7 protein-coding genes and 5 tRNA genes are annotated in these 15,853 nt (G+C 39.4%); 11 read left to right on the forward strand and 1 reads right to left on the reverse strand.

Features of this window, described 5'->3' with window-relative positions; translation table 11 throughout:
• The 9 genes from HMPREF9200_RS00275 to HMPREF9200_RS00315 all read left to right on the forward strand — a co-directional run.
• On the forward strand, positions 1-213 hold a 213-nt coding region (locus HMPREF9200_RS00275), incomplete at its 5' end, for a nicotinate-nucleotide--dimethylbenzimidazole phosphoribosyltransferase (protein WP_038144330.1).
• A gap of 44 nt (positions 214-257) precedes the next feature.
• Positions 258-581 (forward strand): nucleotidyltransferase family protein, encoded by a 324-nt coding sequence (locus HMPREF9200_RS00280; protein ID WP_009352801.1) that lies wholly within the window; start codon positions 258-260, stop codon positions 579-581.
• Positions 556-861, forward strand: a complete 306-nt coding sequence (locus tag HMPREF9200_RS00285) for a DUF86 domain-containing protein (protein ID WP_009352799.1) — start codon at positions 556-558, stop codon at positions 859-861. The genes HMPREF9200_RS00280 and HMPREF9200_RS00285 overlap by 26 nt, the downstream gene beginning before the upstream one ends.
• A gap of 238 nt (positions 862-1,099) precedes the next feature.
• Positions 1,100-1,174: transfer RNA gene (locus HMPREF9200_RS00290), tRNA-Gly, on the forward strand.
• A 10-nt stretch (positions 1,175-1,184) separates the two neighbouring features.
• Positions 1,185-1,260: transfer RNA gene (locus tag HMPREF9200_RS00295), tRNA-Asn, on the forward strand.
• A gap of 27 nt (positions 1,261-1,287) precedes the next feature.
• A tRNA-Lys gene (locus HMPREF9200_RS00300) sits at positions 1,288-1,363 on the forward strand.
• Between the two features lie 10 nt (positions 1,364-1,373).
• Positions 1,374-1,448 (forward strand) — tRNA-Glu (locus HMPREF9200_RS00305).
• A gap of 3 nt (positions 1,449-1,451) precedes the next feature.
• Positions 1,452-1,527, forward strand: a tRNA-Val gene (locus tag HMPREF9200_RS00310).
• 134 nt (positions 1,528-1,661) lie between these two features.
• Entirely contained in the window at positions 1,662-3,035 is a 1,374-nt protein-coding gene (locus HMPREF9200_RS00315; RefSeq protein WP_009352795.1) for an LPO_1073/Vpar_1526 family protein, read from the forward strand.
• 150 nt (positions 3,036-3,185) lie between these two features.
• Here HMPREF9200_RS00315 and HMPREF9200_RS00320 read toward each other — a convergent pair whose 3' ends face one another.
• Positions 3,186-3,863 (reverse strand): Crp/Fnr family transcriptional regulator, encoded by a 678-nt coding sequence (locus HMPREF9200_RS00320; RefSeq protein WP_038144334.1) that lies wholly within the window; start codon positions 3,861-3,863, stop codon positions 3,186-3,188.
• Between the two features lie 287 nt (positions 3,864-4,150).
• Between HMPREF9200_RS00320 and hcp the strand changes: the two genes are divergently transcribed.
• Together hcp and HMPREF9200_RS00330 are read left to right on the forward strand one after the other, a co-directional pair.
• Positions 4,151-5,716 carry a hydroxylamine reductase gene (gene hcp / locus HMPREF9200_RS00325; protein ID WP_009352798.1) on the forward strand — a complete coding sequence of 522 codons (1,566 nt, stop codon included), beginning with the start codon at positions 4,151-4,153 and terminating at the stop codon, positions 5,714-5,716.
• Positions 5,717-8,120: 2,404 nt separating this feature from the next.
• Positions 8,121-15,853 (forward strand): ESPR-type extended signal peptide-containing protein (locus HMPREF9200_RS00330; RefSeq protein WP_009352797.1); only part of this gene is annotated, 7,733 nt, incomplete at its 3' end.

Consider the following 15,853-nt stretch of genomic DNA (forward strand, 5'->3'; position numbering starts at 1 on the left):
GGGGAACCAGTGCAAGCAGCACAAATGAAATACTTGGGAATCAAGCCGCATCTGTTCTATGGCTTTGAAATGGATGAAGCCTTAGGATCCACCATGGGGCTATCCGTCCTTGATGCGGGTATGCATATGTTAAATGATATGAAAACATTCGGCGAAGCTAGCGTAAATGTAGCCGTCGATGGACCAGGATCTAAGCGTCAGGATGGACGGTAATAGTTACTAATTATGTGGTATAATATAGAAAAGGAGGAAGTAGTATGAAAACACTTGATGAGATTCGTAACTTAATTGCTCCGGTTCTAGAGCTATATCACGTGAAATCAGCCTATCTTTTTGGCTCTTATGCTCGTGGTGAGGCTACAGAAACTAGTGATGTAGATTTGTTTGTAGTTTTTGATAATGATAGTATTAGTTTGTTTGAAGTGGGCGGCCTTTTAGAAACTTTAAAAGAAGTGTTGCAAATGGATGTAGATTTGCTTACTGATGGAAATAAATTGACTAAACGATTTCAAGAAAATTTATATAGAGATATGATTCATATATATGGTGATATCTATGGAGAACAAAGATATATTAGTTGATGTATTGGATTTAATAGATAGGTTAGATGCGTCTGTTAAGCTATATAAAATTCAAGTAATTGCAGAGACATTAGGAAAGGTTTCTCAAGATTTTAAGGATAGCCATACTGAAATTCCTTGGAAAAATATTAAAGGCATGCGAAATCAGTTGTCTCATAATTATGGACAAAATAACTATAGACTTATTTGGAGTACGTATAAAGAAAAGTTACCAGAATTGAGAGAACAATTGGTGGCCATATTGGACGACGAATATGGTTTTGAAAATGAGATGTTTTAAAAAATAGTAAAGATTGTAGCAAGCTATATCCCTGATAGTGTGCTACAATCTTTTTTGTATCTTTTCTATCAAGGTTGTCCAATATATTGAAAATATAACAATATTATATGTTGATAGGATGAAGTTATTATATGCTGTTTAACAAAAAAATATTTGTTAAAAATATGTTGACAACTATCCAAATTTTTTGGTATTATAAATGAGCAGTCGCAAGAAAGAAAACCAGGATTGCATACATGCGGAAATAGCTCAGCGGTAGAGCACCGCCTTGCCAAGGCGGGGGTCGCGAGTTCGAATCTCGTTTTCCGCTCCAGTTTGTTCATTCCTCGATAGCTCAGCAGGTAGAGCAATCGGCTGTTAACCGATCGGTCGTAGGTTCGAGTCCTACTCGAGGAGCCAACTTACTTTCGGTTAGTATACTATCATGACCCACTAGCTCAGTTGGCAGAGCACCTGACTTTTAATCAGGGTGTCCCGCGTTCGAGTCGCGGGTGGGTCACCACTTACAACATGGCCCGTTGGTCAAGCGGTTAAGACACCGCCCTTTCACGGCGGTATCGGGGGTTCGATTCCCCCACGGGTCACCATATGGACGATTAGCTCAGCTGGGAGAGCGCCTGCCTTACAAGCAGGATGTCGGCAGTTCGATCCTGTCATCGTCCACCACGCTAGGAACTACCTAAGGGTAGTTCCTTTTTTATAGGTAAAAGTATGAATAGTACTTTTAAAAATATACATAAATCGGTATAATAAGGATAGTAAAGACAGATAACATTGCAGTATAACTAGGAGGATTTTCTATGGATGGATTAATAGAACTTTCATTGCGATATGGACCGTATGTGGTTATTTTAGGAGTGATTTGTCTATTTCTTTTATGTTGCTATTTCTTATTTCGCGATAAGAAAGGAAGTACTAACAACAAAATAGTGGATTCGTTATCATATGATGATCCTTATGAACACCAAAGAAGGACATTTCAAAATCCTTATGCTCTTCGAGAAGAAGAACTATCCGTAGATCCTGTGGAAGATGATTTTGTAGAAGGTATAGTCTCAGAAGAATTAGTCCGTGCTGTGAAAGAACAACCGCCGGAAGAAGCAGAAGATGCGACTAGAATTATGCCAAAAGTAACGGAACGTATGATTACCGAGACGATAGAGGCTCAACCAGAGGCGTCTATTAAACTAGCTGTAAAAGAGCAAACATTACTAGATAAAGCGGTAGCTCAATATAAATCTGCATTCGGTATTTTAAATCCTGAATCTGAAGAAAAGGTTACTGAGATTACAGAAGCCATATTGGCGCAATTAGATACTGAATCAGAGGAAGAAACTACGCATTTATTTGAAAATATAGCGTTACAAGAAAGTTTATTACATGTACAAAAGGCGTATGTAGCGAATTCTACTGAGTGGATGAAAGAAATTCTCTTAGAAACTTTCAAAGATGTGGTGGAACAACCTCAATCTAGCACATTATATTTGGTAGCTGTTGATGCATTGAAGAGTTTAGTACATTTACAAGTGGGACATTTGCAAGCATTAGCTATCTCATTGATCATACAATATTCTAAAAATTCTAATAACTATTCAGTAGAAAATTTCCGCCATTATTTGGAAAAGTATATTGAACCATTCATGAGCGATTTGCCACGAAAAGAAGATATGTATCAGCAATTAGAATATTTGCGTTGTATCTCTTTTGGGGAAACCTTGTCATTCCAACAAATTATGAGAAATTCCTATCCTCTTGTATTTGATTACCGTGGATTTAGCCATGAAGAATTAGCTTTCATAGTACAAGATACGCCAGTGAAGATGCCTATTGTCGTAGAAAGTATTAACTCTTCATTATTGAAATTGATGGCTGTGGATGAATATATGTTGCCTAGCTTATTCAAGCGAGCTGGACTCACAGATATTAGTATCCAAAATGGGTTAACTCGTCTTGCTTTTGGTAAGGCTGTTGATTGGGATAGTACATCGTTTGATGAAGTATTGGAACGTATCTCTCCATTATTAGTGGATTTTAGTCATATTTATGATCGAGCACCGCTTAGTCGCTTGCATCTCACTTTGCTAGGTATTTATTTGGGCAGTGCTATGGTACGTGCTACTATTCACGAACAATTTGATGTATCTCCTTGGTTTGATACTTCTGGACGACACTAGAAATAAAATTGAATACAATAATCCCCTACACTTCCGGACGAAAGCATCGGATGCGGTAGGGGATTTTATGTTAATAGATGCAGAATTTACGTAGGAGAAGTGTCAGTTTAGAAGGAAAAAAGGACGCTGCTAAGGCAGCATCCTTTTATATTAAAATGAAAAATCTTCGATGGTTTCAATATCCACTAACTCTACTTCTTTGCCGTGGAATTGGATAATCCGTTCGTCTTGTAAACGTCCCAGTTCGCGACTGAGTGCAGTGCGGCTTACGTTGAGGACATCTGCCATTTCTTGCCGATTGTGTGGCAAGGTGAGGATGTTCTTTTTTTGCACTCGGTGAAGGTCCATAAAGTAGGCAAAAATTTTCTCGCGCATCCCTTTGAGAGATAGATAATGTACTTTGCGGGTCAGTTGCATAGCCTTTTCGGATAGGTCGTGCATGAGGTTCGTGAGCAATTGGATTTGGCAAGTTTGACAGTCCGGAAATGCTTTGGTGAAAGTCTCAATCGGTAAAAACAAAACGATCGCATCTTTTGTGGCTTCAATCGTAGCAGGCCACAGAGGATGGTTACTAAAGAGCAAGGCTTCTCCGAACATAGAGGACGGCTCTAGCTCCGTTACGATAGTTCGTTGTCCTAACATGTTTTCTCGCGTTAACAAAGCACGACCTTCTAATAAGATGCCAATGCCTTCCATAGGATCACCGGCGATGGCGATGAAGGAGTTTTTCTTGAAACTTTGCACCTTCACATTTGCATGGGATAAAAAAAGTGATAAATTTTCTGGTGTAATATGTGCACATAAGGGGGATTGTTGAATCGTATTCATGTATGTTTCTAATGTAGGATGTAATGTCGACATAGGACCTCCGTTAAATTAGAGAGTATACTTTATTTCTGTACTTTCATTATAGCATGAATAAAAGTATAGGGAAAACTATATAAAATGTAGCCAAGGATACGTTTTTTCTGCTTTCAGTATACTATACTAAATGCATAGATAACAAGATAATGCTATGCACTCCTGTTGTAGGATGGTTGTGTATAGAAACGATATCTAAAACAAAGTATGTTGTAGGAAACATGTTTATGGGCAAAGTTCCCAAGGAGGTTATTATGAGTATGTTCTGTTTCCAATGTGAACAAACAGCGCAACCAAATGGTTGTACAGTACAAGGTGTATGTGGTAAAACAGCACCGGTTGCAAATTTACAAGACGAATTAACAGCGGCGTTGATCGGTTTAGCTCGTGCAATGCAAGCTACAGAAGTAACGTTAGAAAACGTACAATTGTTAAAACGTGGTTTATTCATGTGCGTAACAAACGTAAACTTCTCCGAAGATCGTGTACAAGAGTTTATCGATGTGATCAACAATGCGCATAACAAATTAGATGCTAATATTCCTAACTTTGATTGGGAAGAATTGTGGAAAGGTCATGAAGACATCGTATCCTTACGTTCCACATTGTTATTAGGTATGCGTGGTATGGCTGCATACGCATGGCATGCAGCAGTATTGGGCTATAACGATCCAGAAGTTGACGCTTGGTTCGTAAAAGGCCTTGTAGAAATGGCGAAAGACCACAGCGCAGAAGAATGGTTAGGCCTATTGATGGAATTCGGTGGCATCAACCTTGCTTGTATGGCGTTGTTAGACAAAGCAAATACAACTACATACGGTACTCCAGTTCCAACAACTGTACCTTTAACAGTAGAACCAGGTCCTTTCATCGTAGTAACAGGCCATGATTTACATGACCTTAAAATGTTATTGGAACAAACTGATGGCAAAGGCGTTAACATCTATACACATGGTGAAATGCTTCCATGTCATGCATACCCTGAATTGAAAAAACATCCTCAATTGAAAGGTAACTTTGGTACTGCATGGCAAAACCAACAAAAAGAATTTGACGGCGTTCCAGGTGCATTCTTGTTCACAACAAACTGCATTATGCCACCAAAACAAACATACATTAAGAACATCTTCACAACAGATATGGTTGGTTTCGATGGCTGCGGTCATGTGGAACACAACGAAGATGGCACAAAAGATTTCTCTGCAGTCATCGAGCGTGCTATTGAATTAGGCGGTTATAAAGAGCCACAACAATTCACTGGTATCAACGGTGGTACAGAAGTGACAACTGGTTTCGGTCATGGTACAGTACTTGGCGTAGCTGACAAAGTAATTGATGCGGTAAAAGCTGGCGCTATTAAACATTTCTTCTTGGTAGGCGGTTGCGACGGTGCTAAAGTAGGCCGTAACTACTACACTGAGTTCGTAAAACAAACTCCAGAAGATACTATGGTATTGACTCTTGCATGTGGTAAATATCGTTTCAACGACCTTAACATCGGTGAAATCGGTGGCTTGCCTCGTATCCTAGATATGGGTCAATGTAACGATGCGTACTCTGCTATCCAAGTAGCGGTAGCATTAGCAGGCGCTTTTGAATGTGACGTAAATGAATTACCATTGACATTAGTATTGTCTTGGTACGAACAAAAAGCGGTATGTATCCTATTAACATTATTGTCCTTAGGCATCCGCAACATCTACATCGGACCATCCTTGCCAAAATTCTTGTCCGGCACAGTACTTGGCATCTTAGTTGAAAAATTCAACTTACATCCGATTACAACACCAGAAGAAGATATGAAAGCGATCTTGGGCTAAGACGTCTCTTGTGACGCTATGCAGCCTTGTGGCGTTCTAGATTAGCATAAGGGAAGAGCACGGTATACCCCCTCACAAACGGTATTTCATAATGTTTGTTCGGGGGCACACCGTGCTCTTCTTGTGTTTGTGTGATTTAGGTAGTAAGGAATGCCACAAAGGCTGCTACGTCTAACTGCGTTCCTCTGAGGATGGGTGCTTGTGGCGTTGTCATTTGCAAACTTGCGCTTTGCTTAGTTTGCTGTTAGGCTCATCTCTTCCTACTATGGGAGGAGGTGGTTGCTATGACTAAGTATGAGAAAATCTCTTTGATGATTTCTATTGCTGGTTTAGTAATTCAGCTCATTGATCTACTTAGGTAGACAATGAAAAAGCCTAACGTAAAGAGGTCTGACTACCTCACACGTTAGGCTAATTTCATCTTTATTATTGTCTTGAGATGAGCCTAACGCCAGCTGCACGTTGATGGCTCTTCTTTTGTTGTCTTAATTATAGCACAGGTTATAGGTACAATACAATCGTTTCTTGTTTCTCTATGCAGCCTTGTGGCGTTCCTTAGATAGATGTTCATAATATTGTTATTTTGTACATGGTATGGTTAGGTGTATAATGAAGGTAAGGGAGTCACTAACGTGAGTTAGGCTCGTCTCTTCCTAATATAGGGGGAGGTGATACTATGAGAAAGTATGAAACGTATAGTTTATTACTGTATCTAATTTCTATAATAGTAAGTATCATTGACCTATTTAAAGATTTATTTAAATAATCAATGAAAATGCCTAACGTAAAGATAAGTATTACCAGTACTTATACACGCTAGGCATTATCAGATTTCGTTGTTTGAGATGAGCCTAACGCTAACCACACGTTAATGGCTCTCTTTTTGATACCCTAAGTATAGCATAGTTCGAGCTTAAATACAATTATCACTTGCTTCGCTATGTAGCCTTATGGCGGCATTAACTAAATAAGATGAAGGGAAGAGCACGGTATACCCCCTCGCAAACAGTATTTCATCATGTTTGTTCGTGGGCACATCGTGCTCTTCTTGTATTTGTGTGATTTAGGTAGTAAGGAAGGCCACAAAGGCTGCTACACCTAACTGCGTTCCTTTGGGAAAAGGGAGCTTGAGGGGATGTCAGTTGCAAACTTGCGCTTTGCTTAGTTTGCTGTTAGAAATGGCGTTAAGTCAATATAAACAGTACGAATAGATTATGTTATAATAAAATTACAAGAGTCATTAACGTGTTGTTAGGCTCATCTCTTCCTATTATGGGAGGAGGTGGTTGCTATGACTAAGTATGAGAAAATCTCTTTGATGGTTTCTATTGCTGGTTTAGTAATTCAGCTCGTTGATCTACTTAAGTAGACAATGAAAAAGCCTAACGTATAAGGTCTCATACACCTTAACACGTTAGGCAATCTCATATTTCTGTTTTTTCGAGATGAGCCTAACGCCAGCTACACGTTGATGGCTCTTCTTTTGTTGCCTTTATTATAGCACAGGTTATAGGTACAATACAATCGTCTTTTGTGATGCTGTGCAGCCTTGTGGCATCTTAACTAAATAGGGCAAAGGGAAGAGCACGACATATTCCGACACGAACTAATATAGTGGTTAGGTTTGCTCCGGAACATGTCGTGCTCTTCTTGCATTTTCGTAATTTGGTCAGTAAGGGGCGCCACAAAGGCTGCTACTCATAACTACGCTCCTTAGGAGTAGAGGGGGCTATAAAGGCATCGTTTTTCAGTTTGTGAATACAGTAAAAAAGGATAAAGAGTGAAAAAGGTTATCTTAGCATAATTTTAATGTAGTATAGTAAGTAAATTCTGTGCATAGAATGAGCATTTTTGTGTAATACTATATGAATACATGATGCAATAAAAGAATGAAGTAGTAAATCCTATGCATTTTAGGTATATTTAAGATAAAATAGCAGAAACTAATATATATAATGTGATTTTCAAGTCTGTATAAATTCATTTATAAATATTCAAATAATATGTAAATCAATCTTCTTTTTTGTAATAAAATATATAATTAGGAATAAAAATACATACATAGAGTACTGTTTTGAAATACTTGTATTTCTAGGATAAAATCAATCTATACTAATTTAATATGCATATTATAAATGGCTTGTATTCTTTTTATTTGTTGTATATAATTTTATGCATAATGTAATATAGGTATATTAGTCAATGAAGGAAACTAGAGTGCTAGTTTAAGTTTGCTAATATATCTTATATTAGTTTTATCAGTAGAAGATAACAATACCATAGTTTATGAGCTATAATTTAAAAAGAGATAGAAACTATGGTTTTTTTGTGTTTCCTATATACAAGACAGTAATGATATTAAAATCATATGCGTATAGATGATGAATGAAAGGTGAGGAAGTAAATGGCATTGAATCGTATTTATAAAGTTGTGTGGAGTAAAACAAAGGGCTGCTACGTAGTTGTATCTGAATTAGCAAAACGGGTGGGTCGTAATAAGGCGAAAGCCATTGTTATTAGTTCTGCTGCCATGGCTATGGCGGTAATCCCTGTTGTAACAAGTACGGTAGGTGCAGCTCCGAATCAGGCTGGTACAGGCCCTGATAACAGTGTAGTATGGGGACAAGACACAAAAGTTGAGAAGAACAATGGTGTGGCCATAGGTAAAGGAGCAAAATCTACAGAAGACAGTGCAATTGCCCTAGGTTTTCAATCTAAATCTAGTGGTAACTGGTCAGTTGCTATTGGGTTACAAACTAATGCAACTAATAAGCAAGCAGTGGCGGTAGGTTCTAAAAGTCAAGCAACTGGTGAGAATTCCATTGCTATCGGTAATGCTGCAAATGCATCGAATGAATCTAGTGTTGCCTTAGGTAGTAGCACACAATCAACGAATAAGTACACGACAGCGGTCGGCGGGACAGCTTTTGCGACTCAAGAAGGAGCTACAGCTTTAGGATATGGGGCTAGAGCTACTGCTAAAAATACAATTGCTATAGGTAACTCAACGAAGGCAGAACAAGAAGGAGTCTTAGCCTTGGGAGCGCAAGCATATGCAAAAGCAGCTGATACAATAGCAATTGGTAACTCAGCAACTGCCAAACAAGTGGGAGATATCATCATTGGTAAGGATGCAAAAAGCCGCGACCAAGGTGGGGGGCGTAGTGTTGCCATTGGCTTTAAAGCAATGGCGGGTAGTAATAGAAATAGTCATGAAACGAATGATGCTAGTACGGGAAAACGTGGTGATGACGGTAGTGTGGCTATTGGTACGAATGCCTATACAGGACTTAATAAAAATAACACTGCCGTAAACAGTTCAGTTGCACTCGGTGCTGGTGCAGGGGTAGGGTATCGCTCCGTAGGGACTGATGGAACCCCTCTTGGCGTTGGTACAGATGCAGATGATAATGCAACCGTATTGGTGAAAGCCTTTGGTGGTACTACTGGTAATTTAGATTATTTCAAAAATACAGGAAAGGCTAATGCAGAGGGATTCTTTTCCTTCCAAAATGTAGATATTAATGAAGGCACAGCATTAGGTCGTAATACCCGTGCTATGGGTGATCAATCGGTAGCCATTGGTGCACAATCTGTAGCCGGTATGGGCTCTATCGTTATCGGTGGTAATGATATTCAAGCCTATGACCAAAAGAAATATTTTAAAGCAGCAAATCCAACTAGTGGACCAGCGAATACTGTAAATGATTACGATGCACCCACAACACCTGGCACAGGAAAAGATGGCCAACCTATTACAATTAGCAAGAAATATGAAGAACTGGTAGGTGCAGGCCTAGATAGATCGTGGCGAGCCAGCTATGGTCAAGATGGTTCAACCGTAATCGGTATGCAAGCCCACTCTACCACCCCGTTGGGCGTGGCGATTGGTACAAACTCTATCGTTAGAAAAGGTGCCTTTGGTGCTACAGCGATCGGTTCTGGAGCCTCTGTAGTAGCGAATGCTGAGGCAGCAGTAGCCATCGGTATGGGATCGGAAGCACAAGGTAACTATGCCGTAGCGGCTGGTACAGCAGCGCGTGCAGCAGAGTCTGCTGTAGCTGTTGGTTATAGTGCTACGGCAACCAATGCTTCCGTTGCTGTAGGTCAGTTAGCAAAAGCAACGAAAGTAGCAGACATTGCGGTAGGTCAAGGTGCCGTTGCTTCTGGTGAACAAGGTGCCATTGCTATGGGTCTTGGTACACAGGCACAAGGTCATTCTTCCATCATGATTGGTGGTTCTGAAATTACCGAGGTAGCCGCACAAAAGGTGAACTATCAAAAAGAGAAAATAGATGCTGATGGAAAAACTGTCATCAAATCCACTAAAAAAACAGAGACCATAGGTGGAGAACAAGTCGAACGTACCATCCGTTCTGTAGAAATGGAAAATACTATGGGGACTATACAACAAGCCTATGGGGAATTAACGAATGGTGACATCTTAAATACAACTCGCTTAGATTATTCTTCGGCGACAAATAGAAATGGACATGGATCAATTTCCATGGGGATTCACTCCTTATCTACTGGTGATTTAGGGACCGCCATTGGTACTGGTGCACGTGTCACAAAATTAGGTGGTGTGGCCCTAGGCACAGGTGCTATTTCTGAATTGCAAAATGGGGTGGCTATCGGTACAGGTTCTAGAGCTGATTCTAGATCGATTGGTACTCGTCAAACAGATATTTCCTATGATGAAGAAGGCCATATTGTTCCATTTGACAGTAAAAAGGTAGCTTATACATTCTATTGGGCAGGTGGCTCAAATACGTCTGAAGGTGACGTAGTATCTTTTGGCTCGCCAGGGGCAGAACGTCAATTGAAAAATGTAGCAGCTGGCCGTATTGCGGACGATTCCACGGATGCTATTAATGGTTCTCAGTTGAACTCTGTTACAAAACGTATGTCTAATGGTTGGTCTGTAGAGGCTGAAAAAGATAAAACTAGCTCTGGTGTATTGAAATTGAATGGAGCTGCTGCTACAGCGGGCGCTGAAGTACATTCTAATAATGGTAAAACAACGACACGAGAAAACCTAGGAACAGCTACAGGCAAGGTCGATAAAATTCGTCTTAATGATGAAGTGAAAATTCGCGTAGGCGATAATTTGGTATTACATCAAGAAGATGCATCTAGACCAGTGTATGAAGATCCAGATGATCCAACTCGTCAAACCGGAACCCGTGTAACATCTAAATTTACGTACTCCTTGAACCCAGAATTGACGGGATTAAAAAGCGCTCAGTTTAAAAATGATGCAGGTGATACGACTGATATCAATGGTGCTGGGGTGACAGTCACTCCAGTAACTGCGGGAAAACAACCTGTTTCGTTAACGACTGCAGGTTTAAATAATGGTGGTAATGCGATTTCTAATGTGGCAGGTAATTTACCGAGCACTAAAAATAATGATGCTACTACAGGAGCAAGTAATGCCACTACATCTCAAGCAGCTCCAACGTTAGGAAATGCTGCTAATCAAGTAAATCCGACGAATGCAGCCACTGTATCTGACGTATTGAATGCAGGTTGGAATTTACAAGGTAATAACAAAGCTGTAGATTTTGTGAAGCCTTATGATACTGTGAACTTTGTCAATGGAGATGGCACGACAGCTACTGTGGAAAGTGAAGATGGTAAAACATCTACTGTGAAATACAGCGTAAACCTTGGCGATGGCTTGAAAAAAGATGATGCGACCAATAAAATCACTGTGAGCGCAGCTGACAAATCCTTAACTGTTGGAACAGATGGAGTTAAGGTAAACCCAGGAGATAAGTCATTAAAAACAACAGATGCTGGTTTAACCGTCAATACAGCTGATAAATCCTTAGAAGTAACAGATGCTGGCTTAAAGGTCAAAGCTGGAGATAAAACGTTAACTACTGATGAAAAGGGTTTAAAAGTAAATACTGGTGAAATTGAATCTGTTACTACTGGTGCTAACCCGGGTACTGTGAAAGTAAAAGATAACGATGCTGGTAAAATAGCTACCGTAGATTCTGTAGTCAATGCTGTAAATAGTGCTGCTTGGATTGCGACCTCTGAGAAAACAGCCGCTGGTGAGTTAGGTGCAACACCAACAGATCAATCTGTGAAAGCAGGCGACAAAGTTACTTTTGAAGCAGATAAAAACATTAAAATTACACAAGCAGGTAGTAAATTTACTTTTGCTACAAAAGATAATGTATCTTTCGATACTGTACAAGTAGGTGGTAGTGAAGGGCCTAAATTTGCTAAAGCAGCTGATGGTTCTATTAAAGTATCCGATAAAGATGGTACAGAACCTGTAAAAATTACAAATGTAAAAGATGGCGATATCTCTGCAGATTCCAAAGATGCTATTAACGGTAGTCAATTCCATAAGCTAGCGAATAATACTATCCAATTAAAAGGCCAAACAGGTGATAATGCTGCTACTGAAACTAAGAAACAAGAGTTAAATAAAAAAGGTGGAATCGCTTTCACTGTTAAATCTAGTGATGGTACTTTACTAGAAGTAAGTGCAGCAGAAGACACGATTACATTAACTCCAAAAACAGCGACCCTCACAACAGGAACTGATGGCGTGCCAACAGCTAATACAGATGGTGGTAAATTAGTCACTGCTGATCAACTTGTGAACACCTTAAAATCCATGGGCTGGAAAGCGACAGCAGGTCAGGATGATAAGGGTACAGTGACAGATGCTACTGTAGAATTAATCAAAGCTGGAGAGACTGTAACTTTTAAAGCCGGTAATAATTTGGCTGTGAAACAAGTTGGTAAAAACTTTATCTATTCCTTACAAAAAGATTTGACTGATTTAACAAGTGCTGGATTCAAAAATGCAGCAGGCGATACAACAGCGATTAATGGTGACGGTGTAACAATTACACCTGTTACTAATGGTAAACAACCAGTATCTTTAACAAAAGATGGTTTAAATAATGGTGGTAACCCAATTACTAATGTAGGCGGCAACTTAGATGGTGCTAAAACAGGTACAGATGTACCTACTACAAACCATGCGCCTATTAACACCACAGATGCAACAGGTCCAAACTATGTAAATTCAAATAATGCAGCTACAGTGGGAGATGTATTACAAGCTGGTTGGAACTTGCAAGGTAATAACACAGCGGTAGATTTTGTAAAACCATATGACACAGTGAATTTTGTAGATGGTGATGGCACAACAGTAAGTGTAACCAATACAGATACGAAAACATCTACTGTAAAATATAGCATTAACCTTGGCAATGGTTTAGAAAAAGACGACACTACGAAGAAAGTTCAAGTGAAGCCGGCTGACAAATCTTTAGCTGTAGGAGCAGATGGCGTTAAGGTTAATACAGCGGATACATCTTTAGAAGTAACTGATGATGGTTTAAAAGTAAAAACCGATAATAAAACAATTACTACAGGTAAAGATGGTCTTACTGTTAATACAGGTACTGTGAATGCTGTTGAACAAGGCGATAAAAAAGGTACCGTGGAAGTACCAACTGCTGACGCAGGAAAAATTGCTACTGTAGATACAGTTGCCAAGGCTGTGAATAATGCTGCTTTCACATTGAAAGCAAGTGCTAATGGTGGTACAAGAAATGCAGGCAGTGGTGTTACTACCGATGGTGAATCCATTAAAGCAGGCAGTACTATAGAAATGATCGCTGGCAAAAACCTAGATGTAAAACATGATGCTAGCGGTAAAATCACATTCGCTACGGTGGAGAATCCTTCTTTCAACACTATTCAAGTAGGTGGAGATCAAGGACCAAAATTATCTAAAACAGATGATGGTAATATCAAAGTGTCTGACAAAGATGGTACAAACCCAGTCAATATTACGAATGTGAAATCTAATCTGCCTGATACGCAAAATAGCGATGCTCCGAACACAGCGACAAACCCAAGTAATGCTACTAAATCACAAGCAGCTCCAACATTGGGAACATCCGCTAACCAAGTAAATCCAGCAAATGCAGCTACTGTTGGTGATGTGTTAAACGCAGGTTGGAATTTACAAGGTAATGGTTCAGCGGTGGATTTCGTAAAACCGTATGACACAGTGAACTTTGTAAACGGTGTGAATACGACAGCTGTTGTATCCACTGTGGATGGTAAAACAAGCAATGTAACATATAATGTCACAGGCTTACCGATTACCTATACTGATAAAGATGGTAATCCAGTATCTAAAATTGGCGATAATTTCTACAAAGTTAATGACAAAGGTCAACCATTAGATGCTAAAGGCAATCCAAGCACGAAGGTGAATAAAGATGGTAAACCAGTAGATGATGCAGGTAATGTCATCGATCCGATTAATACAACTAATAATCCTGTAAAAACATCCTTAGTGAATCCAGCACCTGAAGCTAATAAAACAGGCACAACAAGTCCTACTACATTGGATAATGTGACAAGCAAGTTGGAGAATTATAAAGCTGATCCAGTGAATGGTAAAGAACCAGCTAAAAATAGTTTGCGAGATTTAACGAATACAAATGTAACGGATAACACAGTAGCAACAGTCGGAGATATCCGTAATATGGGTTGGATTGTGTCTTCCGATAAAACAACAGGTGCTAATGGAACAACAACTGCCACTGAATATTCTGAGGCAGTGAAAAATGCCAATGAAGTACGATTTGTCGGTGAAGGCAGTGCTATTGTATCTGGTAAAACAGATGACAAAGGTGTACGTACAATCACTGTAAAAGTAGATAGTCAAACAGGTCTCAATAAAACTGTGACTCCTGTGAATTACACGAAAGCAGATGGTACTAAAGTATATCCTCAAGAAGTGGATAATGGAGATGGAACTAAGACAGTTAAATTCTTTGAAAATCCAGATGGTACGGGTAAGGAAATTCCAAGCACAGAAGTCATTACTTCTGTGAACGGACCAAAAGGAACAACTACTCCAGCAACATTGTCTAACGTAAAATCTAACCTTCCTGATACTAAAAATAGTGATACTGCCAATACAGCAGATGCGCCAAGCAATGCGACGAAATCTCAAGCAGCACCAAATACAACAAATAAAGATGGCGACAAATATATCAATCCAAATAATGCCGCTACAGTATCTGATGTATTGAATGCAGGTTGGAACTTACAAGGTAATGGTACAGCCGTAGATTTTGTGAAACCATATGATACAGTTAATTTTGTAAATGGGTTGAACACCACAGCTGTAGTATCTACTGTGGATGGTAAGACAAGCAATGTGACATACAATGTAACAGGCTTGCCTGTGACATACACAACAGAAGATGGTACACCAGTGACTAAAATTGGTGACAAATACTATAAAGTTAACGATCAAGGTCAACCATTAGATAGTACAGGTGCGCCAGTTACGAAATTCAACAAAGATGGTAAACCACTTGATGCAAATGGACAGGAAGTTCCTGATGTGAATATTACAGATAATCCATTAAAAACATCCTTGGTAAACCCAACACCAGAAGCTAATAAAACGGGTACAACAAGTCCAACATCCTTGAGCAATGTGAAAAACAACATTCCAACAGTAAATGATGAAGATAAAACAGCTCATAAGGCAGATGGAACTGCAATTGATGGCAAAAACAATACAGAAGCGCCAATTACAGCAGGAGATGCAGCTAACTTGTTGAAACCTACTGTGAATGGAGTGGCAAATCCTAACTTCGTAGGCAACAATGCAGCTACAGTATCTGACGTATTGAACGCTGGTTGGAACTTACAAAACAATGGCACAGCGAAAGACTTCGTGAAACCATATGATACAGTAAACTTTGTGAACGGTGGTAATACAACAGCTGTAGTGACAACGAATGCTGCAGGTACTGCAAGCGATGTGACTTTCAACGTAACAGGATTACCTGTGACATACACAACGGAAGATGGTGCACCAGTATCTAAAGTAGGAGATAAATACTACAAAGTTAACGATAAAGGTCAACCTATCAGTGATGCAGGTAAACCAGCAGTAGGCAAAAATAATGATGGTAAATTGGTTGATGAAAATAACAATGTAATTGAACCAATTGATACAACAAAACCATTAAAAACTGCGTTAGTTAATCCAATACCAGCAGGAGATAAACCTAATACAACAACAGCTACACAATTAGGCAATGTAACATCTGGCTTGGACAAATA

Origin of the sequence: Veillonella sp. oral taxon 780 str. F0422 (assembly GCF_000221605.1) — a bacterium.
Taxonomy (GTDB): domain Bacteria; phylum Bacillota; class Negativicutes; order Veillonellales; family Veillonellaceae; genus F0422.